Raw genomic sequence first — 23,065 nt, 5'->3', positions numbered from 1 at the left:
CCTAAAAGCGGCCCTTGCCAAGAACAGGGGCCGCGTTTAAATCTCTCGATGCTCTAACGGGGTGCCATCGATTTTCGGTGGCTGAGAGGCGTCTAGCCAACCCGCGGAACCTGATCCGGTTTGTACCGGCGGAGGGATTAGACGGCACAATCCAGCGCCCTATTCCCGTATCATCGAAGAGGAGGCGCTGATGCGCAAAATTCTGTTTTCCCTGATGGCGGCCGCTGCCGCCCTTTCGTCCCCGGCCGTTTTCGCAGCCGACAAGACCCTCACCGTCTATACCTATGAGAGCTTCACCAGCGAATGGGGTCCCGGCACCAAGGTGGCGGAAGCCTTTGAAAAGACCTGCGCCTGCAAGGTCGAGTATGTCAGCGTCGCCGATGGCGTCGAGTTGCTGACCCGCCTGAAACTCGAAGGCGCGTCCTCCAAGGCCGATGTCGTTCTGGGACTCGATACCAACCTGATCACCGAGGCCAAGGCCACCGGCTATTTCGCCCCTCATGGTCTCGACGTGTCGGCGGTCAAGGTGCCCGGCGGCTTCAGCGACGATGTCTTCGTGCCCTATGACTACGCCCATTTCGCCGTCATCTACGATACCGAGACGGTGAAGAACCCGCCGAAGAGCCTGAAGGAACTGGTCGAGGGCGATCCGAACGAGAAGATCGTCATCGAGGACCCGCGCACCTCGACGCCGGGCCTCGGCCTGCTGCTCTGGGTCAAGTCCGTCTATGGCGATCAATCCGCTGCGGCCTGGGCAAAGCTCAAGGACCGCGTGCTGACGGTCACCCCCGGCTGGTCGGAAGCCTATGGCCTCTTCACCAAGGGCGAAGCGCCGATGGTCTTTTCCTACACGACATCCCCGGCCTACCACATGGTCGCGGAAAATACCGAGCGTTATCAGGCGGCCGCCTTCTCCGAGGGCCATTACATCCAGATCGAAGTGGCCGGCATGACCAAGAGCAGCCACGACCCGGAACTGGCGAAATCCTTCCTCGCCTTCGTCACCGGGCCGGAATTCCAGTCGATCATCCCGACCACCAACTGGATGATGCCGGTCGCCGCCGGCAAGGAACCGTTGCCGGATGCCTTCGGCAAGCTGGTGTCGCCGGAGAAAACCTTCCTGATGTCGCCGGATGAGGTCGCGGCGAACCGCAAGGCCTGGGTCGATGAATGGCTGTCGTCGATGAGCCTGAACTGAGCCGGCCTGTGGTCCTCACCGAGCGAAAGATAACGATCGCCGCCGGGGTTTTCAGCCTCGGCGGCATCGCGCTTTTTGTCGGGCTGGCGGCCTTCGCGCTGCTGTTGGCGGATGTCGCAGGTGTCTCCGAGGGCCGCATTTTCGATGCCTATGTCTGGCGCGTGACCCGTTTCACGCTGCTTCAGGCGGTTTTATCCACCTTTCTTTCCATCCTGTTCGCAATCCCGCTCGCCCTTGCGCTGGCGCGGCGTCCCCGCTTTCCCGGCCGCGTCTGGATCGTCAGGCTTCTGGCTTTGCCGCTTGGCCTACCGGCGCTGGTCGCGGCCCTCGGCCTGATTGGCATCTGGGGCCGGCAGGGCGTAATGAACACGCTGCTGTCTACCCTCGGCCTTGCCCAGCCCGTCAGCATTTACGGGCTCTCAGGCATCCTCATCGCCCACGTCTTCTTTAATCTGCCGCTTGCCACCCGCTTCCTGCTGGCGGGGCTTGAGCGCATTCCCGGCGAATACTGGCTGATCGGCACCAATCTCGGCATGGGGAGGCTGAGCCTCTTCCGCCTCATTGAATGGCCGGCGATCCGCGGATTGATTCCCGGCATTGCCGGGCTGATCTTCATGCTCTGCGCCACAAGCTTCACGCTGGTCCTGACGCTCGGCGGCGGGCCGGCGGCAAGCACCATCGAGGTCGCGATCTATCAGGCCCTGCGTTTCGATTTCGATCCGCCGCGGGTGATCGCGCTCAGCCTGCTGCAGATCGCGTTGACCGGCCTCCTGCTCGCCGTCGCCCGCCTGCTGACGCCACCTGCAGCCGAAGCGATGACGACCGGTCGCCCTGTGGTGCGTTTCGATGGTCGCGACGGGCCGGCAAAGCTGTTGGACGGGTTTGTCATTCTTCTCGGCGCGGGCTTCGTCCTGCTGCCGCTCGCCTCGGTTCTGGTATCGGGGTTGCAGTCGAACCTCCTGCGCCTTGCAACCGACCCCATGGTGCATCGAGCATTGGCAACGAGCCTCGCCATCGCGCTCTGTTCTGCCTTTCTCTGCGTCCTCGTCACCATCGCCCTCGTAAGCGCGCGCCAAACGGCGCTGCGGCCACGGCGGCCGCCGATTGCGGCGCGGGGTCTGGCCTCTGCGATTGCCAACGGCTCCTCGCTGGTTTTACTGGTTCCGCCGGTGGTGCTCGGTGCCGGTTGGTTCCTGCTCCTGCAGCCGTTCGGGGATGTCGCCCGCTTTGCGCCTTTCATCGTCGTTGTCATCAACATGATGATGGCGCTGCCCTTCGCTTACGGCATCCTCGATCCGGCCATTGCCACCCACCGCGCCCGCACGCTTCGGCTTTCCGAAAGCCTCGGCCTCGGCTTCCTCGACAGGCTGCGCCTCATCGATGGCCCAAGCCTGCGCCGCCCGGCCTTAATGGCGTTTTCCTTCGCCTGCGCGCTGTCGCTCGGCGATCTCGGCGCGGTGGCGCTGTTCGGCTCGCAGGATATGGTGACGCTGCCCTATCTGCTCTATAGCCGCATGGGCAGCTACCGCACCGCCGATGCGGCGGGGCTTGCCCTGATGCTCGGCCTCGTCTGCGTCCTTCTGACGATCATCGGCACGCCGGGCGAGCGCAAAGTCGAGGAGGATGCCGATGCCCGCTGACGATACCGCCATCCGGCTCGACGCCGTCAGCGTCGATTTTGGTACGAGCCGGCTCGCCTTCGATTGCGCTATCCGCAAGGGTGAGATCGTTGCCGTTGCCGGCCCTTCCGGCTCGGGCAAATCGACACTGCTCAATCTCGTCGCCGGCTTCGAGACGCCGGATGCGGGGCGGATCGAATTGTTCGGCCGCGACGTGACGCAGGCGTCCCCCGCCGAGCGGCCGGTGAGCGTCATTTTCCAAGAGCACAATCTCTTTGCCCATCTCGATGTCGCCAGCAATGTCGGCCTTGGTATAGATCCGGGTCTGCGGCTGGGTGCGGCGGAAAAGGCGCGCATCGCCAACGCGCTGCTTCGCGTCGGGCTTGAAGGGTTTGGCCAGCGTCTTCCGGCAAGCCTTTCCGGCGGCGAGCGCCAGCGGGTCGCGCTCGCCCGCGCCCTCGTGCGCCGTCGCCCCGTTCTGCTGCTGGATGAGCCTTTCGCCGCGCTCGATCCTGGCCTGCGCGCCGGCATGGGCGAGTTGATCCTCGATCTTCGCAGGAGCGAGGAAGCAACGATCCTGCTCGTCACCCATCACCCCGATGATGTTGCGCGGCTTGCCGATAGCGTCCTGTTCCTGGACCGGGGCCAGATCGTCGTGCAGGAGCCGAAGGCCGATTTCATGGCGCGCACCGCTCCCCCTGAAATTGCCCGGTTTCTTGGAAAGTGAGCCCGGATCGGTCTCGCGCGGCGTTCTGCCACAATTTGAACGCCGCCCTGTGCGAGCGCTCGCATCCGTTGCCGCGATACCACGCAGCGGCGAATTCGACAGCGTCGGCCCGGTGCTTCATCTAGGCCGGACGACGGGAATAGGTTAGAGCAGGTCCATTGCCGAAATGGATGCGGCGCCTATTTATACGACTGTAATGCATGGGAAAATTTGGCGCGGGCCGGAGCGGACGCGACAGATAGACGGGCTGATGGGGAAGACGGGAAGCGGGATGAAGGCAGGGGCAGGCGCAGATCGAGGTTCGTTCGTGAAGCGCGCCGGCTTTTCGTCGCGCCTGGGGGGGCTGCTGTTTACTGCATCGCTGCTGGCCGGTTGCCAGTCGGTCATCGAGCAGACCTATGTGCCGCAGGTCGCACCGTCGTCCACGCCGCAGATCGTTGACGAAGTCCAGAAAAACGATCCCCGCGCCCAGATGGGTGCCCGCGAGCATCCGCGAATCGTTGCCAGCTACGGCGGCGAATACAAGGATGCCAAGACCGAACGGCTGGTCGCCCGCATCGCCGGCGCGCTGACGGCCGTGTCGGAAAATCCGAACCAGTCCTATCGCATCACCATCCTGAATTCCCCGGCGATCAATGCCTTCGCGCTGCCGGGCGGCTATCTCTATGTCACGCGCGGCCTGCTTGCGCTCGCCGACGATGCTTCGGAAGTGGCCGCCGTGCTGTCGCACGAAATGGCCCACGTCACCGCCAATCACGGCATCGAGCGCCAGCAGCGCGAAGAGGCTGAGGTCATCGCCAGCCGCGTCGTCTCGGAAGTTCTTTCCAGCGATCTCGCCGGCAAGCAGGCGCTGGCGCGTGGAAAGCTGCGGCTCGCCGCCTTCTCGCGCAATCAGGAACTGCAGGCTGACGTGATCGGCGTGCGCATGCTCGGCGAAGCCGGCTACGATCCTTACGCCGCCGCCCGCTTCCTCGATTCGATGGCCGCCTACGCCCGCTTCTCGTCGGTCGATCCCGATGCCGACCAGAGCCTGGACTTTCTGTCGAGCCATCCCAGCGCGCCGCAGCGCGTCGATCTGGCGCGCCGCCATGCCCGCGCCTTCGGCCCGGAAGGCGTCGGCGACCGCGGCCGCGATTATTATCTCGCCGGTATCGACGGCCTGCTCTACGGCGACAGCCCGCAGGAGGGTTATGTCCGCGGCCAGACCTTCCTGCATGGCAAGCTCGGCATCCGCTTCGACGTGCCGGCCGGCTTCCAGATCGACAACAAGGCCGATGCGGTGCTTGCCACCGGCCCTGGCGATATCGCCATCCGCTTCGATGGCGTGGCCGATCAGCAGAAGCGCAGCCTGACGGACTATATCGCCAGCGGCTGGGTCACTGGCTTGCAGCCCGATACCATCCGGCCGATCGACATCAACGGTCTCGAAGCCGCGACCGCCCGCGCCTCGGCCGAGCGCTGGGATTTCGACGTCACTGTCATCCGCATCGATACGCAGATTTACCGCTTCCTGACGGCGGTGCCGAAGGGCGCGGCGTCGCTGGAGCCGACAGCCAACGTGCTGCGCAACACCTTCCGGCGCATGACGCCGCAGGAGATCGCGGCCCTGAAACCGCTACGCATTCGCATCGTCGTGGCCAAACCCGGCGATACCTTCGCGACGCTGTCGGCCCGCATGCAGGGCACGGATCGCAAGCTCGATCTGTTCCGCATGATCAATGCGCTGCAGATGACCTCGACGATCACGCCGGGCGACAAGCTGAAGATTATTTCGGAATAGGTTTGCCCTTCACCCTAACCCTCTCCCCGCAAGCGGGGCGAGGGAACGATAAAACGAGCGGCATCTCCCTTCTCCCTGCCTGCGGGGAGAAGGCGCCCGACGGGGCGGATGAGGGGCAGAGGCTTATTTCAAAACCTCAATGCGACATCGTCGCCAGCACCGGGGCCTGCGCCACCAGCGCGATTTTCAGCTTCTCCAGCGCCCGCGTCTCGATCTGCCGCACGCGCTCCTTGGAAATCCCGAGATCGACGCCCAGCTCTTCCAACGTCGCGCTGTCTTCTGACAGCCGCCGGGCACGAATAATCTTCATCTCGCGTTCGTTGAGCTTGCAGAGGGCATGCTTCAGCCACACACTCCGGCGTTCCTGATCGATCATCTCGGAAACCTGCTCGTCGGGCAGCGGCGCGCTGCAGGCGAGCATGTCGAGCCGTTCGCCGCTGTCGGGATCGCCGGAGGAAATCGGCGCCTGCAGCGAGGTATCGTTGCCGGAGAGCCGCGCATCCATGGTCTGCACGTCGGCGAGGCTGACGCCGAGCGCTGTGGCGATTTCCTCGTGCACGGCCTGGGCCGTCAGGTGCTTATCGCCTTGGGCGAGCTTGGCGCGCAGGCGGCGCAGGTTAAAGAACAGCGCCTTTTGTGCCGAACTTGTGCCGCCACGCACGATCGACCAGTTGCGCAGTACGTAATCCTGCATGGAGGCGCGAATCCACCAGGTAGCATAGGTGGAAAAACGAACTTCGCGGCTCGGCTCGAAACGCGCGGCAGCTTCGAGAAGTCCGAGATGGCCTTCCTGAACGAGATCGCTCATCGGCAGGCCGAAATTGCGGAATTTCGTGGCCATCGAAATGACGAGCCGCATATGGGACATGGCGATCTTGTTTCGGGCTTCCTGGTCGTGGTGTTCCTTCCAGGCCTGGGCCAATTCCTGTTCTTCCTGACGCTCCAGATAGGGAGCGGCCATCGCGATCTTGATCATGCGCCTGTCTGCGGAGAACGTCTTCATCGGCTGCTCCATGGCGGGCGGTTGCCCTTTGGCGGGATAGGGCTTGCTGATTTCGATGATTGCAGCTTGACCGGCACTCGAAACGCCCTACTTCCTGGTTGACCGACAGCCGTGAAGTCCGGCTGCGAATGGTATTCGGCACGAAAGACGCGGCAGCGCGCGTGACCGAACACGTCTCAACGCGATGAGCCGGAAAAGGTTCCTCAGCGCCGGCAATAAATTTTGCCGGCGGCGTTTTCGTGCGCTCCGTGCGCAGGGAGTAGCCGCTTTGTTGTGTGCGCTCCTTTTTTGGTGCTTGCCGGGAAAGTTAAAATTGCGTTAACTTTTAACCTTCGCCGCTCGAACTTGTCTGTGGTTTGAGGGCGGTCGCGTTCCGCGCGGGATTCCTGTTTGCACGGCACCGGTTTAGAGTTGCGCTATGAAAACATTGTCTATCGAGGTGCGGCCGGGCGGGCCCAAGGACGCTCACGCCATCTCGCAGGTGCATCGCGTTTCCTGGCTGCAGGCCTATGGCGGCCTGATCCCGCATCGTCCGCTCAACCAGATGGTCGACCGCCGCAACGAGGTCTGGTGGCGCAAGGCCACCCGTGGTCCCGCGACCCTGCTTGTCATCGACGTCGCGGGCGTTATCGCGGGCTATGCCACGCTTGGCCTCAACCGCGCCCGCTCGCTGCCGCAGGAGGGTGAGGTCTACGAGATCTACCTTCGCCCGGAATATCAGGGCATCGGCCTTGGCCGTATCCTCTTCGGTGAGGCCAAGAGCCTACTGCATTCGCTTGGCTGCCGCGGCCTCGTCGTCTGGTGCCTGGAAGACAGCCACCATGCCGATCGCTTCTTCCGCATGGCCGGCGGTCGTGACATCTGCGAAGGCATGGAAGATTTCGGCGAAAAACACCTGAAGAAGATCGGCTACATCTGGGATTGATCGCGGTGCTTTTACTGCGCCGCCTCATCCGGCAGATAAAGACCCGGCTCGGCAGCCCGCGGCCCGCGGGTGCCATGATAGACGGGCGTCTGCTTGCTGCAGGCAAAGGATGGCGCGATCTCGTCGGCGATCTTGCGGGCAAGCGTATTGGCATCCGGGTTCGCCAGCGCATCGACATAGCCGGCCACGCAGCTGCGTCCGTCTTCCGCTTGGGCGACGCGTGAAATCACCAGCACCTGGCCGGCGAGCTTGGGATCGCTGGCGCCCGTGTCGGGATTGGCGTTCTCGATGAAATACCGCAGAATCGCCGAGACCGGTTTGCCCGAGGGATCGAGCCGCCATTCGATCCTGCTGCTCGTGTGGTTGAAGGGCGTGAAACTCTCGAAGGCGCCGTCGATATAGGCCTTGTTCAGCGGGCCGTAGGATACCGATTGCCGGAGATCGCCTTCCTTGGCGTAGACGGGATAATCCTTCAGCCCTTCGCATTTCAGCGCAACGCCGGCCTCGTCCTCGTAAAGCTTCTGGCAGGCGTCGAAGTTGACGTCCGTGTAGCGGCTGTCATTGGCATAGGCCGCGGCCGGGAAGAGGACGACGAGAACCAGGCAGGCGAGGCGCATGAATTCCTCCGGAGGATCGGACTTCCAGTGTGCATCGCTTTTGCGCCGTCGTCATCCCGTTGCCGGTGATTTTGGCGTCCGGCAGCCGGCCGGCCGGCTGCCATGCAGAAAGTCATGTTGCGTTGCCGCAGATTTCCCGTTATCGGACTTGCCATCCAACACGACAGCTGGGGAGCCCCTATGCGCATCGATGCAATTTCCATTGGCAAGAATCCGCCGGACGATATCAACGTCATCGTTGAAGTGCCGGTCGGCGGTCATCCGATCAAGTACGAAATGGACAAGGAAGCCGGCACGCTGGTCGTCGACCGCTTCCTCTACACGCCGATGACCTATCCGGGCAATTACGGCTTCGTGCCGCACACGCTGTCGGAAGACGGCGACCCGATCGACGTGCTGATCGCCTCGACCCGCCCGCTGGTTCCGGGCTGCGTCATCAATGTCCGCCCGATCGGCGTAATGATGATGGAAGACAATTCCGGCAAGGACGAGAAGATCGTCGCCGTGCCGAACTATCACCTGACCAAGCGCTACGACAAGGTCAAGGAATACACCGACCTGCCGGAAATCACCCTGCAGCAGATCGAGCACTTTTTCGAGCATTACAAGGATCTGGAGCCCGGCAAGTGGGTGAAGATCTTCGGCTGGAAGGACTCCGAGGTTGCCCGCAAGCTGATCCTCGAGGCCGTCGAGCGCGCCAAGAACGAAAAGAAGTAAGGCCTTTCATCAAGGCACAAAAGAAAACCTCCGGTGCGCCCGCCCCGGAGGTTTTTTATTACCCGACGTTTCTCGCTCAGTAGCCGAGCAGGGCCGGCGCGATCGTCGTGTTGAGAAAAAGCTGGATGAAATAGAGGATCACCAGCACGACGAGCGGCGAAAGATCGACGCCGCCCATATCCGGCAGCACGCGGCGGATCGGGCGATAGAGCGGTTCCGTCAGCTGGTAGAGAGAGCGGCCGATCATGTTGATCGCCTGGTTGTTCACGTTGATCACGTTGAAGGCATAGAGCCACGAGAAAATCGCCGACGCGATGATCAGGAACCACGCGATGTTGATGATGAAGTTGAGGGTACCAATGACAGCAAGCATGCCGGTCTCCAATTCGTTATGGACAGACATGTAGACATTGGCGGCCAAACCGGCAAGACCGCCCGCCGGCCGGGCCGAGAACATGTTTAATGCGATCGGGGCGGTTCAGGAGCCGCGGGTGAAAACCGGCTCGCCTTCCCGCAGGAAGACATGGGTGAGGAAACGGTCCATCCAGGCGCGCAGCGGCGCGTCATGCACCAGGCGGCCATCGAGATGAACCTGGCCCAGCTGCGCGCCCGGCAGCTCGAAGCGATGGGCGCCCCTGACCACCCAGCGCTGCATCATCGCGCGGGTCAGCTCGCCGTGAAACTGGATACCCCAGGCATTCTCCCCGTAGCGGAAGGCCTGGTTGGGGTAGTGGTTCCCCTCGGCCAGCAGCTCGGCGCCGGCCGGCAGGTCGAAGCCCTCGCGGTGAAACTGATAGACCATGTCCGGCCAGTCCATCAGCGCCTTGCCGCGCTCGGTGGCGTGAAGCGGATACCAGCCGATTTCCGTCCAGCCCTCCTGATGCGGCCCGACGACACCGCCGAGATGGCGCACGAGCATCTGCGCGCCGAGGCAGATGCCGAGAAACGGCTTGTTTTCCGCAAGCGGCACGCCAAGCCAGTTGATTTCCCGGCGGATATAGTCGTTTTCGTCATTGGCGCTCATCGGCCCGCCGAAGACAATGGCGCCGGAATGGGCGTCAAGCGTCTCGGGCAGCGGATCGCCGAGCACGGGACGGCGGATGTCGAGGCTCAAGCCTTTTTCGAGCAGGATATGCCCGACACGACCGGGGCTCGACCGCTCCTGATGCAGCACGATGAGGATCGGCTTGTTTTGGCTGTTGCCGATCAGGCGACCGTCGAAAAGCATCTCATTCTTCCTGTTGCGCAGGCTCCTCCGCAACATCCAGCTTGGCGGCGGCCTCCTGCCGCTTCAAGACCCGGTCCCGCCCGGAAACGCCGAGCAGGTCGGCAATACGCCAGATGACATGGTCTTCCATCTCGCTGCGCTTGCCGTCCGAATAGACGATCTCCCACAGCATGCCGACGAGATCGACGCGCTGCTCCTCGGAAAAATGCCGTTTGATGTCGGAGGTGAAGCGGAAGAAATCGATCGCCTGGCTTTCGGCCGTCTCGCCGGCCTTGATCAGCGCCGCGATCGCCGCATCGTCGAGATGGTAATATTCCTTGATCATGCTGCGCACCTTGCGGCGCTCGCTGTCAAGGATTTCGCCGTCTGCCTCCATCACCTGAATGCAGAGGGCCATCACGGCAATGCGGGGATCGTCGGGCGCGATCTTTTCGGTTCCGTTTCCGGCAAGATTTTCAAGAAAGCTACGGAAACGTTCGAACATCTGGTCTCCTGATCGATCCTATCCCTAAAACAGGCGGAAATTGGCCTTTTCGGCCGCAGCCGTCTCCCGCACGCCGGGATCGTCGGGCGGCCGCCCGAAGAACGGTTCGGCCGGTGCTACGTTGTCAACCTCGACCTTCTGGGCCGCCGGCTTCGGCTTTTCGGCTTGCGGCTCGGCGACCTTCGCCGGGGTGACGACAACGGTCTGCGGCACGAGCACCGATTCGCTCGGCGCGGGCACGGCGATGGTGCGCGTCACCGGCTCTTCCCGCACCGGCTCCACCTTGGCCTGCGGCACGACCTTGACCGGCTCCGATGCGGCTTTCACCGTAACGGGCGGCAGGCTGCGGATCGCGGCGTCCACCGCCTCGGCCGCATGCTCCTCGACCGGACCGGCGATTTGCGCGACCGGCATCTTCCATTCGAAGGCGTCTAGCCTGCCGCTCACCGGCGAGACCGGCAGCCATTCCGGCGAGGTCACGCCGTCCGCCGTCCAGGCGGGGTCGCGCGGGCTCTTCAGCGCCTGGTTCATCCAGTGGCGGATGCGGCCGTCATCGCCGGTATCGGCCTCCTCGATATCCGCCAGCAGCAGGAAGATGCCTTCCGTCGGCAGAATGCGGGCGGCTGCTTCCGCCTTGGCGCGGGCAAGCGACAATTCGCGGGCTTCCAGCGCGCTTTCGGCGACGGTCGCAAGCGAGACGGCGTTGTTCGGCCGGATCGCTTCCAGCTTGCTTGCGCGCTTCAGCCGGTCGGTGGCGGAATCGCCGCTGCGGGCCCGCACATAGAGCTTCGCGACCTCCGCCTGCGGCTGATGCTTCCAGAGCTTTTCGAGGATCGTTGCGCCCTTGCGCAGGTTGTCCTCACGGAACAGCGCTTTTGCCGCAATGAGCCCGGCCGGAACAAGGTTTTCCGAGAGTTTCAGCGCGGCAAGCGCATCGTCGCGTGCGCCCTTCGGGTCGGATTCGAGCTTGTCTTTGGCGCGGGCTGTGAGCAGCACGGCTTTCTTGCGGTCGGCCTCGGTGCGTTCGATCACATGGGCGGCGCGGCTCTGGTCGAGAAGCCGGATCGCCTCGTCCCAGCTGCCGGCCTGGCTGCGGTAATCGAGCGTGGCCAGCGTCGCCCAGGGCAGATGCGGCGATTTTTCCGCGGCGCGCTCGGCATATTGCCGGGCGGCCTCGTTGGCGCCGAGCCGCTTGGCTTCGAGGTAAAGGCCGCGCAGGCCGAGTTCCCGCGTTTCCGGGTCGTCGGCCATCAGTTCGAATTTCTTGCGGGCGTCGTCGTTCTTGCCCTCGATCAGCGCAGTCTGGGCTTCGAGCAGGTGGATCAGCGGCTCCTGATCGGCGCTGATCAGGCTGCGGGTGCGCGCCGTCATCTTGCGGGCGAGGGCAGCGTCGCCGGCGCCGGCGGCGATCAGGCCGGTCGACAGCGCCTGATAGCCACGGTCGCGCTTGCGGGCACGAAAATAACGGGAGATCGAGTGCGGCGAAAGCCACACGGTGCGGATGATCCAGATGGCGATCAGGATCGCGGCAAACAGCGAGACGAGCAGCGTGGCGGCCACCATAAGGCTCATTTCCACGCGCTGGCCCTGCCAGATCATCGCGAGTTCGCCGGGCCGGTCGGCGAGCCAGGAAAAGCCGGCGGCAAGTGCGAGGATGAAGATGGCGAAGAAGAGAATGCGGATCATGATGTCTCCTTCAGCCTTGCTTGGCGGTCATCGCGCCGGCGACGGCGCCGTCGATCAGGCCTTCGACGCGGATGCGCTGGTCGAGTTTCGCCTTGAACCCATTGTCGGCGGCCTTGGCCTCGGCGGGCAGGTTGTCCCATTCGAGGGCCGCCCCCTTGAGGTCGCCATTGGCAAGCTTGTCCTCGATACGGGCGACGATCGCCTCCGGCCCCGTGCCTTCGACGCTGCCGACCGGGCGGATGCGGATGGCGGAAGAGGCGCTGTCCATCAGCCGGGCGAAAACGCCCTGGTTGGGATCGGTACCGCGGATCGCCGCCAGCATACTGTCGGCGGCTTCCGGGAAGGCGCGCACCAGATCGGCGCGGGAAACGACGCCGGTCGGCGCATCGCCCGCAAGCCCGCCGATGGCGGGATCATCCGGCGAAACGCTCTTCAGCGCATCGAGTTCGGCCAAGAAAGGCCCGCCGCGGTCGATCGCGGTTTTCAGCGCCGTCACCGCGACGGCGCGGGCGAGCTGGATGTCGCTGGCCGGCTCCTTGATCGTCTTTTCCGCAACGTCGAGGCGGCCCGAGAGGGAGGAGGCCGAAGCCTTGAGGGCCGCCAGTTCGTCGGTCAGGCCGGTAATACGGGCTTCGAGGTCGGAATTGGCGGCGGAAGCATCGGCGGGCGCTGATTTTTCCAGAGCGGCGAGGCGGCTTTCGAGCGGCGCCAGATCGACGGTCGCGGCGGAAGGCGCCTGTGCGAGCTGGGTCTTGATCGCCTCGATCTCGGCGGAAAGCTGGCTTTCGGCTGCCGGGTTGCCGCGCTCCGGGGAAAGCGATGGGATGACGCCGGCATATTGCAACCCTCCGGCGGCAAGCAGTGCCACGAGACCGCCGAGGATGCCGGCTGCAAACGCGCCGGAACTGGAGGTGCGCGGCGCAACGGGCTGGCTTGCAGGGGCGTGCGATTGCGTGTGGTGGTCCGGTTCCTCGGCAAAGGCGGCGGCAGCGGCGTCCGTGCGCGCGTCCTCGGTGGTTTCGGCGGTGTTCGTCTCGGCGGTTTCTTCCGCCCGAGTCACTTCGGCGGCATTGTCGTCCGCTATCCTGGACGCAAGCTCTTCGCTGACCGGCTCGGCTGCCACCGGTTCGTCCGCGGCGGGTGTCGTTTCCACGGGTTCTTCCGCGCCCGATTCGCTCTCGGGGGGAACGCGGCTTGCCTCCAGGTCGATCGTCAACGGCTCCTGTTCGGATTTCGAGCGGCGCGGAGGATCTTCAGGTCCCATGGTCATCTCTTCCCGTTATCGCATGAACTACGAATAAACCTAGACACCGACGCGGAGGAGGAAAAGCCCTATTCGCACAATTCGTTGATCCCATCAGCGATATCGTGGCGCGGGAGGGCTTAAAGCAAAGCAAGAAGCGCCTTTTCGCTCGGGTCTGCGGCAATGGCGACGGACCCGAGATTGTCCGGCACGGCATCGGCTACGTGGGCGCTCATGCAGAAGAAACGCAGGTTTCCGAGCGACTGGAACACGGCTGGTTCGACCGTTGCGAAAAGCTGCCGGGCGGTTTCATGGGAGTAGAGAAGGATGGCTTGCGGCCGTTCGTCGCGCAGTTGCCGGGCCACGGTTTCCTGGTCGTGTTCGAGCGGGACCATTCGATAGGCATCCACCGAGCGGAAGGGCACGCCAGCCTCGGCTAAGACCCTTTCGAAATCGGATGAACGCGGTACGCCTGCCAAATAGAGCAGAGGACCGGCTTCATTGGCCGCTGAAATGACAACCTGCGCCAGATCCAACCCTGTTCCCTGGCCAATCCGGGTATCCTTGAAGCCAAGGTTTTCGGCAGTCTTCGCCGTCGCCGGGCCGACACAGAAAATCGGCCGATCCACCCAGCTGGCGATGCTCTCCGAAGGAAGAGCCCGCAGCGCCTCGGCGCTGGTCACCGCAAGCGTGCCATAAGGCCCCGCGAGGGCTGCTTTGACGGCGTCGGAATGGTGAATGGCCTCGGTCAACGGCAAGAGCAGCGGCTCATGGCCGAGCGCCGTCAGTTTTGCCGCTGTCGCCCCTGCGGAAACCGCGGGACGCGTAACGAGCACACGCACGGCGTCAGATCCAGCTTGCGAAGAAATCCGCCCCGGATGCCGCGCGAATATCCGCACCGGCCTTCTCGCCGATGTCGGCGGCATCGCCCGCCTTGCCTTCGGCGGAAATGCGGTGGAAGCGGCTGCCGTCCGGTGTCAGGATCATGCCGAAAAAGCGCAGGGTTTCGCCATCGGAAACCGCATGGCCGGCAATCGGCGTGCGACAGGAGCCGTCGAGGGTCGAGAGGAACGCGCGCTCGCAGGTTACGGCTTCATGGGTGCGGATGTCGTTGATCGCTTCCAGGAGGCCATTCACCCGGTCGTCACCGATCCGGCTTTCGACACAGATTGCGCCCTGGGCCGGCGCCGGCGGAAACTCGGCCTCGTCGAGCAGTTCGGTCGGCACATCCTGCTTGCCGAGCCGTTTCAGGCCGGCAAAGGCGAGCAGGGTCGCATCCACCTGACCTTCGGCCAGCTTGCGCAGCCGGGTTTCGACAAGGCCGCGATAGGTGATGACGTTGAGGTCGGGCCTCAGCCTGCGGATCAGCGCCTGACGGCGCAGCGATGACGAGCCGACGATCGCGCCATGGGGCAGGTCCAGCAGCTTGCCGGCCGTGCGGCCGATGAACGCATCGCGCACGTCCTCGCGCGGCAGATAGGCGGAGAGGAACAATCCGTCCGGCAGTTTCGTCGGCATGTCCTTCGAGGAATGCACGGCAAAATCGAGATCGCCGGAGGAAAGTTGATCCTCGATTTCCTGCGTGAACAGGCCCTTGCCGCCGATTTCCGACAGCGCTCGGTCGGTGATGCGGTCGCCGGCCGTCGACAGCACGACGACCTCGAACATCTCGGCAGGCAGGCCGTGGGCGGCCATCAGCCGGTCGCGGGTTTCGTGGGCCTGCGCCAGCGCCAGCGTGCTGCCACGCGTGCCGATCCGGAAAGGTTTTGTTTGCATCAGCAGCAATCCATTGTTACCGGAGTTCCGTGTACCTACCTTTCCCGGCGACCGCAACATTCGAGTACCCCGCATGCCCGCGCCCCTGACCATCCTCGGCATCGAGACGAGCTGCGACGAAACCGCCGCCTCCGTGGTGCTGCGCGATGCCGGCGGCCACGGCGAAATCCTCGGCGACGTCGTGCTGAGCCAGCTCGAAGAGCATAGTGTCTATGGCGGCGTCGTGCCGGAGATCGCGGCGCGCGCCCATGTCGAGGCGCTGGATATGCTGATCGAGGAGGCGCTCGCCCGCGCCGGCAAGACCTTGAAGGACATTGATGCGATCGCCGCAACCAGCGGTCCCGGCCTGATCGGCGGGCTGCTCGTCGGCCTGATGACCGGCAAGGCGATTGCCCGCTCGGCCGGCAAGCCGCTCTATGCCGTCAATCATCTGGAAGGCCATGCGCTGACCGCGCGGCTCACCGATGGCCTTGCTTTTCCCTATCTCATGCTGCTCGTCTCGGGCGGACATACCCAACTCATTCTGGTGCGCGGCGTCGGCGAATACGAACGCTGGGGCACGACGATCGACGATGCCTTGGGTGAGGCCTTCGACAAGACGGCAAAGCTGCTCGGTCTGCCCTATCCCGGCGGCCCCGCCGTAGAGCGCGCCGCCCGCAGCGGCAATCCCGATCGCTTCGTCTTTCCGCGCCCGCTGGTCGGCGAGGCGCGGCTTGATTTCTCCTTTTCTGGGCTGAAGACGGCGGTGCGTCAGGCCGCCCAATCCATCGAACCTGTGACGGAGCAGGATATCGCCGATATCTGCGCCTCCTTCCAGAAAGCGATTTCGCGCACCCTGAAGGACCGCATCGGCCGCGGCCTGCAGCGGTTCAGCCGAGAATTTTCCAATCTCTCCATCGAGCCCGCGTTGGTCGTTGCCGGTGGCGTCGCGGCCAATCAGGCGCTCAGGGCCACGCTGCAATCGCTCTGCGACACCAATGGTTTCCGCTTCATCGCGCCGCCGCTGCAGCTGTGCACCGACAACGCCGCGATGATCGCCTGGGCCGGTGCCGAGCGTATGGCGGCCGGCCTGCCCTCGGATGAGCTTGCGGTTGCGCCGCGCTCGCGCTGGCCGCTCGACCAGTCGGCCCAGACCCTGCTCGGTTCGGGAAAACGGGGAGCGAAAGCGTAATGACGGAAACAACCCCGAAAAGCATCGTCGTTGTCGGTTCCGGTGCCTTCGGAACCGCGCTTGCTGCCGTCGCCTCGGCCTCCGGCAAGGTGCCGGTGACGCTGCTGACTCGCCGTGAAAGCGTGGTCGAGGATATCAGAGACAACGGGCGCAACGATCATGCGCTGCCCGGCATCGATCTTCCGGGAAACCTGCGGATTTCCGTCGAGCCGACCGTGCTCGAGGACGCCGGCATCGTACTCTTTGCCATGCCTTCGCAGGCCCAGCGCGAGGCCGGCCGTTCGCTGTTCGGCTTCATCCGGCCGGGAACGGATGTGGTGATCTGCGCCAAGGGCATGGAGCGCTCCAGCGGCCGCCTGCTCACCGATGTCGTTGCCGAAGAACTGCACCTGCACAATGTCGCCGTGCTTTCCGGCCCCGGTTTTGCCGCCGATATCGCCAGGGGTCTGCCGACCGCGATGGCGATTGCCGCCGAAACCATGGATCGCGCCGCAATGCTCGCTGAAGCGCTTTCCAGCCCCACTTTCCGGCTCTATCCCTCGGCCGATCGCATCGGCGTGCAACTGGGCGGTGCCTTGAAGAACGTGCTGGCCATCGCCTGCGGCATCGTCGAAGGCGCCGGTCTCGGCGATTCCGCCCGTGCGGCGCTCATTTCCCGTGGCCTTGCCGAAATGTCGCGCTTCATCGCCGCCCGCGGCGGCGATGCCGAGACGGTTCGCGGCCTGTCGGGCCTCGGCGACCTCGTGCTGACGGCCACCAGCCACCAGTCGCGAAACCTGCGCTACGGCATCGCCATCGGCCGCGAAGGCCGCGCGCGTTCTGAAACAGGCGAACTGGTCGAGGGCGCCTTCGCGGCGTCCGTCGCGTCCTCCGTTGCGGCCGAACTCGGCGTCGAGATGCCGATCACCGATGCCGTGGCCGCGATCATCGATGGCCGGCTCGATGTGAAATCCGCGCTCGAACAGCTGATGACCCGCCCCATCCGCCAGGAATGATTTTTCAGGAGATAACCCGATGATTTTTGCCGTTCTCTGCAAGGACAAGCCCGATTCGCTGCAGCTGCGCATGGATACGCGCCCGGAGCACGTCGCCTTCCTCAACGATCTCAATGCCAAGGGCATCCTCGCCTTCGCCGGCCCCTTCCTTGACGACGCCGGCAAGCCGAGTGGTAGCCTCGTCGCCTTCAGGCTCGATACGATCGAGGAAGCGCGGGCGACCGCCGCCGCCGATCCTTACGCCAAGGCCGGCCTTTTCGCCGAAGTCGAGATCAAGCCCTGGAACTGGGTCTTCAACAACCCGGAGGCTTGAAAGTGGCTTACTGGCTCTACAAGTCCGAACCGTTCAAATGGTCCTGGGCCATGCAGAAGGATGCCGGCGCTGCCGGCACCGAATGGACGGGCGTGCGCAACTATCTCGCCCGCAACAACATGCGGGCGATGACGATCGGCGACAAGGGTTTCTTCTATCACTCCAATGAAGGCCTTGAGATCGTCGGCATTACCGAGGTCTGCGCGCTCTCCCATCCCGATTCCACCGCCGAGGGCGATGCCCGCTGGGATTGCGTCGATATCCGCGCTGTCTGCGATATGCCGCGCCCGGTGACGCTGAAGGACATCAAGGCGAGCCCGAAGCTTGAAAAGATGCAGCTCGTCACCTCGATGCGCCTTTCGGTGCAGGCGGTCACGGAAGAGGAATATCTCGAAGTCTGCCGCATGGGCGGGCTGGAAAACCCGCCGCGCTGAGGCCTGTTTGAAGACCGATCCCCAAACCTTCATCCTCGAAAACACCGATATACTTGTCTCGCCACATGTGCCGGAAATCCGGCTGCATCTGGCAAGCGAGGCGCATGACCTGTGGCTGAAGACGGAGGAAGAGCTGGAGGAAATCGGCCTGCCGCCGCCATTCTGGGCCTTCGCCTGGGCGGGCGGGCAGGGGCTTGCCCGTTACGTGCTCGATCATCCCGAACTGGTGCGCGGCCGCGATGTCGTCGATTTTGCCGCAGGCTCGGGGCTGGTCGGTATTGCCGCGAGCAAGGCGGGGGCCGCTTCCGTGCTTGCCGCCGATATCGATCCCTGGGCGGAAACCGCCGTTCGGCTCAATGCAAAGCTCAACGGCGTGGAGATCGCTTTCACCGGCCGCAATATCGTCGGGGAGGTGAAGCCGGGTACGGTGCTGCTGGCCGGCGATGTCTTCTACGACAAGACTTTTGCCGATGCCCTCATTCCGTGGTTCTCGGATATCGTTGTTCAGGGCGGCATGGTGCTGGTCGGCGATCCCGGCCGAAGCTATTGCCCGCGGCACCTGATGCAGCCGCTCGCTACCTATGAAGTGCCGGTGACGCGCGCGCTGGAAGACAGCGAAGTCAAGCGCACCACCGTCTGGCGTTTCGCCGGCCTCAGCGACGCCTGATCACGCAGACGCCGCGCTCATAAGAGCAGGCCCGGTCCATGGTTTCCGGATTGACATCGAGAACCCGCGGCCGGTTCATATAGGCGCCGAGATCGACATCGATATTGACGTCGCCATAGCCGTAGCCGCCGTAGTTGTCCTGGCTGAAATAGATGCCGTTGCCGGGATCGCGCCAGGCGGAAATGCCGCCGGCATAGGTGCCGATGCCGGGGACGGGCGAGGGAAAGTTACCGCCGTCGCCATAATCGTAATAGGGCATCCGATCACGGTTGCGGCGATAATCACGGACGAAGTCATGGCGTCGGTCGAAACGACGATCAAAACGGCGCTCGTCGCGACGGTCGAAGCGGCGATCGGCATTGCGCCAGCGATCGTTCCGCCAGCCGTCATTGCGCCAATGGTCGTTGCGGTAGTCGTGGCGATAGCGGTTCTTGCCGGACAGGATCGTCCGCGACTCGATATTCCGGTCGTTGTGCCCGCGGCGATAGATGTTGCGCTGGTCGATATCGCGCGCGGTCGAGACATCGGCGGCGCCGAAACCCAGCACCATCGCAAGGATCAAGACTTTGGTCGCATTCAGAAGAGGAAATGGACGCATCCTGGCGGCCCTCCGGATAACTCTTAACAAATCCTTAAACGGCAATCTGGGGCACAAAGCCGAAAAAGTCACGGAAAACAGGCAAAAAACGCGATCTATCGTTAACAGACCGGTGGAATCGGGACACGCGGATCGGGAGATTCGTCTAATCGATTAAAATGATTTTGCAGTGCAAACTGCACTTGTCGTTAAGACTTATGGTGATTAAAGGTCGGCTAACTGAATTGCACACAACTCCGTGCAATACCGGATGAAAATAGTCTAGTTTTCTGGGCTTTTGAGCCGGCTGTTCCCATGAGGTTCCGATGACGGATGTCACCAAAAGTCGGCCTTTGTCGCCGCATCTTCAAATCTACAAGCCTATCCCCACCATGGTCATGTCGATCGTCCACCGTATCACCGGCGGCGCGCTCTATTTCGGCACGATCCTGGTTGCCTGGTGGCTGATCGCCGCGGCCAGCGGCCCGGCCTATTACGATTGGGTCAGCGCCGTGTTCGGCTCGCTCCTCGGCCGGCTGGTGCTGTTCGGCTATACCTGGGCGCTGGTGCATCACCTCTTCGGCGGCATCCGCCATTTCCTCTGGGATATGGGCCATGCCTACGAGAAAAATCTGGCGACGAAGATGGCGATCGCCAATGCAATCGGCTCGGTGGTGGTGACGCTGCTGATCTGGATCGTCGGCTACGCGGTTCGCTGAGGGAGATCGTTTCATGGATATGCGTACACCTCTCGGAAAAGTCCGCGGCCTCGGCTCTGCCAAGGAAGGCACGGATCACTTCTGGCGCCAGCGCGTCACGGCGGTCGCCAATGTGCCGCTGATCATCTTCTTCATCTTCTTCGTGCTGACCCATACGACGTCCACCCATCAGGAACTCGTCGCGGCGCTTTCCAATCCTTTCGTCGCGGTCATCATGGGGCTGGTGGTGCTGTCGGGCGTCATCCACATGCGGCTCGGCATGCAGGTCATCATCGAAGACTACGTGCATGGCGAAGGCTCCAAGCTCGCTCTTCTCATGCTCAACACGTTTTTTGCGATCGCGGTCGGCGGGCTCTGTCTTTTCGCCCTCCTGAAGATCGCGTTTGCAGGGTAATTCAAAATGGCACCCACCACTTCACCTGCCGCCGGCGGCAAAGCCTATACATATGTCGACCATTCCTATGACGTGATCGTCGTCGGCGCCGGTGGCGCCGGCCTGCGTGCCACGCTCGGTATGGCCGAGCAGGGTTTCCGCACCGCCTGCATCACCAAGGTCTTCCCGACGCGCTCCCACACGGTCGCAGCGCAGGGCGGCATCGCGGCGTCACTCAGGAACATGACGCCGGATTGCTGGCAGTGGCATCTCTACGACACCGTCAAGGGCTCCGACTGGCTGGGCGACGTCGATGCCATGCAGTATCTCGCCATGGAAGCGCCCAAGGCGGTCTATGAGCTGGAGCACTACGGCGTGCCCTTCTCGCGCAATGCGGAAGGCAAGATCTACCAGCGCCCGTTCGGCGGCCATATGCAGAATTACGGCGAAGGCCCGCCGGTGCAGCGCACCTGCGCTGCCGCCGACCGCACCGGCCACGCCATCCTGCATACGCTTTACGGCCAGTCGCTGCGCCACAATGCCGAGTTCTTCATCGAGTATTTCGCGCTCGACCTGATCATGTCGGACGACGGCAGCCGCTGCACCGGCGTCGTCGCCTGGAACCTCGATGACGGCACGATCCATCGCTTCGCCGCCAAGATGGTGGTGCTGGCGACCGGCGGTTACGGCCGCGCCTATTTCTCGGCGACCTCGGCCCACACCTGCACCGGTGACGGCGGCGGCATGATCGCCCGCGCCGGCCTGCCGCTGCAGGATATGGAATTCGTCCAGTTCCACCCGACCGGCATCTACGGCGCCGGCTGTCTCATCACCGAAGGTGCGCGCGGCGAAGGCGGCTATCTCGTCAATTCCGAAGGCGAGCGCTTCATGGAGCGTTACGCGCCGTCGGCCAAGGACCTCGCCTCGCGCGACGTCGTCTCGCGCTGCATGACGATGGAAATCCGCGAAGGCCGCGGCGTCGGCAAGAACAAGGACCACATCTTCCTGCATCTCGACCATCTCGACCCGGCCGTGCTGCACGAGCGCCTGCCGGGCATTTCCGAGAGCGCCAAGATTTTCGCCGGCGTCGATGTGACGCGCGAGCCGATCCCGGTCCTGCCGACCGTTCACTACAACATGGGCGGCATTCCGACGAACTACTGGGGCGAAGTGCTGAATGCCGACAGCTCCAATCCTGAGCGTGTCATCCCCGGCCTGATGGCCGTCGGTGAAGCCGGCTGCGCCTCGGTGCACGGCGCAAACCGCCTCGGCTCCAACTCGCTGATCGACCTCGTGGTCTTCGGCCGGGCGGCTGCGATCCGCGCCGCCGAGGTCATCGACCGCACGTCCGCCGTGCCGGCGATCAACGAGAAGGCCTGCGACAAGATCATGGATCGCTTCGATCGCCTGCGCTTTGCCAACGGCGGCACGCCGACGGCGGTGCTGCGTGAAAAGATGCAGCGCGCCATGCAGGAAGACGCCGCCGTGTTCCGCACCCAGGAATCGCTCGAAAGCGGTTGCCAGCGCCTGTCGGCGATCTGGAAGGAATTGCCGGACATCAAGGTCACCGACCGCTCGATGATCTGGAACTCCGACCTCGTCGAAACGCTGGAGCTGGAAAACCTGATGGCCAACGCCATCACCACGGTCTACGGCGCCGAGGCCCGCAAGGAAAGCCGCGGCTCCCACGCCCGCGAAGATTATACCAGCGGCCCGTTTGCCGGCCGCGACGACGTCAACTGGCGCAAGCACACGCTGGCCTGGGTGAACGAAGCCGGCGATGTCCGCCTCGATTACCGACCGGTTCACACCGACCTGATTGCCGATGGCATCGATCCGCACAAGATCGAGCCGAAGGCACGCGTGTACTAAGGAGAACTGGACATGGTTGAACTCGCTCTCCCCAAAAACTCGCAGGTCACCGAAGGCAAGGTCTGGCCGAAGCCGGCCGGGGCCACCAACACCCGCGAGTTCCGCGTCTATCGCTGGAGCCCGGATGACGGCAAGAACCCGTCGATCGATACCTTCTACATCGATGTCGACGATTGCGGCCCGATGGTTCTCGATGCGCTGCTCTACATCAAGAACAAGATCGACCCGACACTGACGCTGCGCCGCTCCTGTCGCGAAGGCATCTGCGGCTCCTGCGCCATGAACATCGACGGCACCAACACGCTCGCCTGCACCAAGGGCATGGACGAGATCAAGGGTGCGGTGAAGATCTATCCGCTGCCGCACATGCCCGTCGTCAAGGACCTGGTGCCGGACCTTACCCATTTCTACGCCCAGCACCGGTCGATCGAGCCCTGGCTCAAGACCGTGTCGCCGCCGCCGGCCAAGGAATGGAAGCAGAGCCATGAGGATCGTCAGAAGCTCGACGGCCTCTACGAGTGCATCCTGTGCGCCTGCTGCTCGACCTCCTGTCCGAGCTATTGGTGGAACGGCGACCGTTATCTCGGCCCGGCCGTGCTGCTGCAGGCCTATCGCTGGCTGATCGACAGCCGCGACGAAGCCAAGGGCGAACGTCTCGACAACCTCGAGGACCCCTTCCGCCTCTATCGCTGCCACACGATCATGAACTGCGCGCAGACTTGCCCCAAGGGTCTCAACCCGGCCAAGGCGATCGGCGAAATCAAGAAGATGATGGTCGAGCGCCGGGTGTAAGCCGCCTTGCCCTCGAAACGATAAACGGCGCCGGGCTTGTCCCGGCGTTGTCGTATCCGGCGGTTGCAGGACTGTTCTGCCCGGATATCGTCGCGGAATCGTTTCAATCGCGCCACATCGAGGCAAAGATTCATGCCTAGGCTTGATTG

25 protein-coding genes and 1 riboswitch are annotated in these 23,065 nt (G+C 63.6%); of the genes, 15 read left to right on the top strand and 10 right to left on the bottom strand.

Annotation, left to right across the window (positions count from 1 at the left end; genetic code table 11):
* The first annotated feature begins 47 nt into the window (after window positions 1-47).
* Window positions 48-154: riboswitch (TPP riboswitch) on the top strand.
* Between the two features lie 60 nt (window positions 155-214).
* The 4 genes from thiB (at window position 215) to ASC86_RS16675 (ending at window position 5,324) form a co-directional block, all read left to right on the top strand.
* Window positions 215-1,198, top strand: a complete 984-nt coding sequence (gene thiB / locus ASC86_RS16690; protein WP_244477639.1) for a thiamine ABC transporter substrate binding subunit — start codon at window positions 215-217, stop codon at window positions 1,196-1,198.
* 29 nt (window positions 1,199-1,227) lie between these two features.
* Entirely contained in the window at window positions 1,228-2,838 is a 1,611-nt protein-coding gene (thiP, locus tag ASC86_RS16685; protein WP_056324271.1) for a thiamine/thiamine pyrophosphate ABC transporter permease ThiP, read from the top strand.
* On the top strand, window positions 2,828-3,544 hold the full coding sequence (gene thiQ, locus ASC86_RS16680) for a thiamine ABC transporter ATP-binding protein (protein ID WP_156387091.1): 717 nt from the start codon (window positions 2,828-2,830) through the stop codon (window positions 3,542-3,544). The genes thiP and thiQ overlap by 11 nt, the downstream gene beginning before the upstream one ends.
* A gap of 271 nt (window positions 3,545-3,815) precedes the next feature.
* Window positions 3,816-5,324, top strand: a complete 1,509-nt coding sequence (locus ASC86_RS16675; RefSeq protein ID WP_056323536.1) for a M48 family metalloprotease — start codon at window positions 3,816-3,818, stop codon at window positions 5,322-5,324.
* Window positions 5,325-5,460: 136 nt separating this feature from the next.
* On the opposite strand, the gene ASC86_RS16670 is transcribed toward ASC86_RS16675, so the two are convergent.
* Window positions 5,461-6,327, bottom strand: a complete 867-nt coding sequence (locus ASC86_RS16670; protein ID WP_056324269.1) for an RNA polymerase factor sigma-32 — start codon at window positions 6,325-6,327, stop codon at window positions 5,461-5,463.
* 418 nt (window positions 6,328-6,745) lie between these two features.
* On the opposite strand from ASC86_RS16670, the gene ASC86_RS16665 reads away from it, so the two are divergent.
* Complete coding sequence (locus ASC86_RS16665) at window positions 6,746-7,252, top strand: GNAT family N-acetyltransferase (protein WP_056323533.1); 507 nt, start codon at window positions 6,746-6,748, stop codon at window positions 7,250-7,252.
* 11 nt (window positions 7,253-7,263) lie between these two features.
* Here ASC86_RS16665 and ASC86_RS16660 read toward each other — a convergent pair whose 3' ends face one another.
* A complete protein-coding gene (locus ASC86_RS16660; protein ID WP_056323531.1) occupies window positions 7,264-7,869 on the bottom strand; it encodes a hypothetical protein in 606 nt (201 codons plus the stop codon).
* A gap of 180 nt (window positions 7,870-8,049) precedes the next feature.
* On the opposite strand from ASC86_RS16660, the gene ppa reads away from it, so the two are divergent.
* Window positions 8,050-8,586, top strand: a complete 537-nt coding sequence (gene ppa, locus ASC86_RS16655; RefSeq protein ID WP_056323528.1) for an inorganic diphosphatase — start codon at window positions 8,050-8,052, stop codon at window positions 8,584-8,586.
* 76 nt (window positions 8,587-8,662) lie between these two features.
* Here ppa and ASC86_RS16650 read toward each other — a convergent pair whose 3' ends face one another.
* From ASC86_RS16650 to hemC, 7 genes are all read right to left on the bottom strand, one after another.
* The gene (locus ASC86_RS16650; protein ID WP_075291663.1) at window positions 8,663-8,959 is read right to left on the bottom strand and encodes a YggT family protein; all 297 of its coding nucleotides are present in this window, start codon (window positions 8,957-8,959) and stop codon (window positions 8,663-8,665) included.
* 105 nt (window positions 8,960-9,064) lie between these two features.
* Entirely contained in the window at window positions 9,065-9,814 is a 750-nt protein-coding gene (locus ASC86_RS16645; RefSeq protein WP_056323525.1) for a glutamine amidotransferase, read from the bottom strand.
* A 1-nt stretch (window position 9,815) separates the two neighbouring features.
* Window positions 9,816-10,298, bottom strand: coding sequence for a TerB family tellurite resistance protein (locus ASC86_RS16640; RefSeq protein WP_056323523.1), 483 nt, complete (start codon window positions 10,296-10,298; stop codon window positions 9,816-9,818).
* A gap of 24 nt (window positions 10,299-10,322) precedes the next feature.
* A complete protein-coding gene (locus ASC86_RS16635) occupies window positions 10,323-11,984 on the bottom strand; it encodes a heme biosynthesis protein HemY (protein WP_056323520.1) in 1,662 nt (553 codons plus the stop codon).
* A gap of 10 nt (window positions 11,985-11,994) precedes the next feature.
* Complete coding sequence (locus ASC86_RS16630) at window positions 11,995-13,248, bottom strand: COG4223 family protein (protein WP_056324262.1); 1,254 nt, start codon at window positions 13,246-13,248, stop codon at window positions 11,995-11,997.
* A gap of 119 nt (window positions 13,249-13,367) precedes the next feature.
* A complete protein-coding gene (locus ASC86_RS16625; RefSeq protein ID WP_056323519.1) occupies window positions 13,368-14,069 on the bottom strand; it encodes a uroporphyrinogen-III synthase in 702 nt (233 codons plus the stop codon).
* 4 nt (window positions 14,070-14,073) lie between these two features.
* Complete coding sequence (gene hemC, locus ASC86_RS16620) at window positions 14,074-15,003, bottom strand: hydroxymethylbilane synthase (RefSeq protein WP_056324259.1); 930 nt, start codon at window positions 15,001-15,003, stop codon at window positions 14,074-14,076.
* Between the two features lie 73 nt (window positions 15,004-15,076).
* Here hemC and tsaD point away from each other — a divergent pair, with 73 nt between their 5' ends.
* From tsaD to ASC86_RS16595, 5 genes are read left to right on the top strand one after another with little or no spacing between them, the layout of a single operon-like run.
* Window positions 15,077-16,174, top strand: a complete 1,098-nt coding sequence (tsaD, locus tag ASC86_RS16615; RefSeq protein ID WP_056323516.1) for a tRNA (adenosine(37)-N6)-threonylcarbamoyltransferase complex transferase subunit TsaD — start codon at window positions 15,077-15,079, stop codon at window positions 16,172-16,174.
* Window positions 16,174-17,169, top strand: coding sequence for an NAD(P)H-dependent glycerol-3-phosphate dehydrogenase (locus ASC86_RS16610; RefSeq protein ID WP_056323513.1), 996 nt, complete (start codon window positions 16,174-16,176; stop codon window positions 17,167-17,169). Before tsaD ends, ASC86_RS16610 begins: the two co-directional genes overlap by 1 nt.
* A gap of 19 nt (window positions 17,170-17,188) precedes the next feature.
* A complete protein-coding gene (locus tag ASC86_RS16605) occupies window positions 17,189-17,482 on the top strand; it encodes a YciI-like protein (RefSeq protein WP_056323510.1) in 294 nt (97 codons plus the stop codon).
* 2 nt (window positions 17,483-17,484) lie between these two features.
* Window positions 17,485-17,916: an EVE domain-containing protein gene (locus ASC86_RS16600; RefSeq protein ID WP_056323507.1), complete on the top strand. Its 432-nt coding sequence runs from the start codon at window positions 17,485-17,487 to the stop codon at window positions 17,914-17,916.
* A gap of 7 nt (window positions 17,917-17,923) precedes the next feature.
* Window positions 17,924-18,583: a methyltransferase gene (locus tag ASC86_RS16595; protein ID WP_056323505.1), complete on the top strand. Its 660-nt coding sequence runs from the start codon at window positions 17,924-17,926 to the stop codon at window positions 18,581-18,583.
* Here the strand turns inward: ASC86_RS16595 and ASC86_RS16590 are convergent.
* Complete coding sequence (locus ASC86_RS16590) at window positions 18,570-19,181, bottom strand: hypothetical protein (RefSeq protein WP_056323501.1); 612 nt, start codon at window positions 19,179-19,181, stop codon at window positions 18,570-18,572. The genes ASC86_RS16595 and ASC86_RS16590 overlap by 14 nt on opposite strands.
* Before the next feature lie 305 nt (window positions 19,182-19,486).
* On the opposite strand from ASC86_RS16590, the gene sdhC reads away from it, so the two are divergent.
* From sdhC to ASC86_RS16570, 4 genes are read left to right on the top strand one after another with little or no spacing between them, the layout of a single operon-like run.
* Window positions 19,487-19,879, top strand: a complete 393-nt coding sequence (gene sdhC, locus ASC86_RS16585) for a succinate dehydrogenase, cytochrome b556 subunit (RefSeq protein WP_056323500.1) — start codon at window positions 19,487-19,489, stop codon at window positions 19,877-19,879.
* 13 nt (window positions 19,880-19,892) lie between these two features.
* Window positions 19,893-20,273 (top strand): succinate dehydrogenase, hydrophobic membrane anchor protein, encoded by a 381-nt coding sequence (sdhD, locus tag ASC86_RS16580; protein WP_056323497.1) that lies wholly within the window; start codon window positions 19,893-19,895, stop codon window positions 20,271-20,273.
* A 6-nt stretch (window positions 20,274-20,279) separates the two neighbouring features.
* A complete protein-coding gene (gene sdhA, locus ASC86_RS16575) occupies window positions 20,280-22,124 on the top strand; it encodes a succinate dehydrogenase flavoprotein subunit (protein ID WP_056323494.1) in 1,845 nt (614 codons plus the stop codon).
* A gap of 12 nt (window positions 22,125-22,136) precedes the next feature.
* Window positions 22,137-22,916 carry a succinate dehydrogenase iron-sulfur subunit gene (locus ASC86_RS16570; RefSeq protein ID WP_056323491.1) on the top strand — a complete coding sequence of 260 codons (780 nt, stop codon included), beginning with the start codon at window positions 22,137-22,139 and terminating at the stop codon, window positions 22,914-22,916.
* Window positions 22,917-23,065: the final 149 nt, after the last annotated feature.

It is taken from the genome of Rhizobium sp. Root1212 (assembly GCF_001424985.1).
Classification (GTDB): Bacteria; Pseudomonadota; Alphaproteobacteria; order Rhizobiales; family Rhizobiaceae; genus Pararhizobium.
Note: the sequence above shows the minus strand (reverse complement) of the source record. Positions and strands in the feature narration are given on the sequence as shown.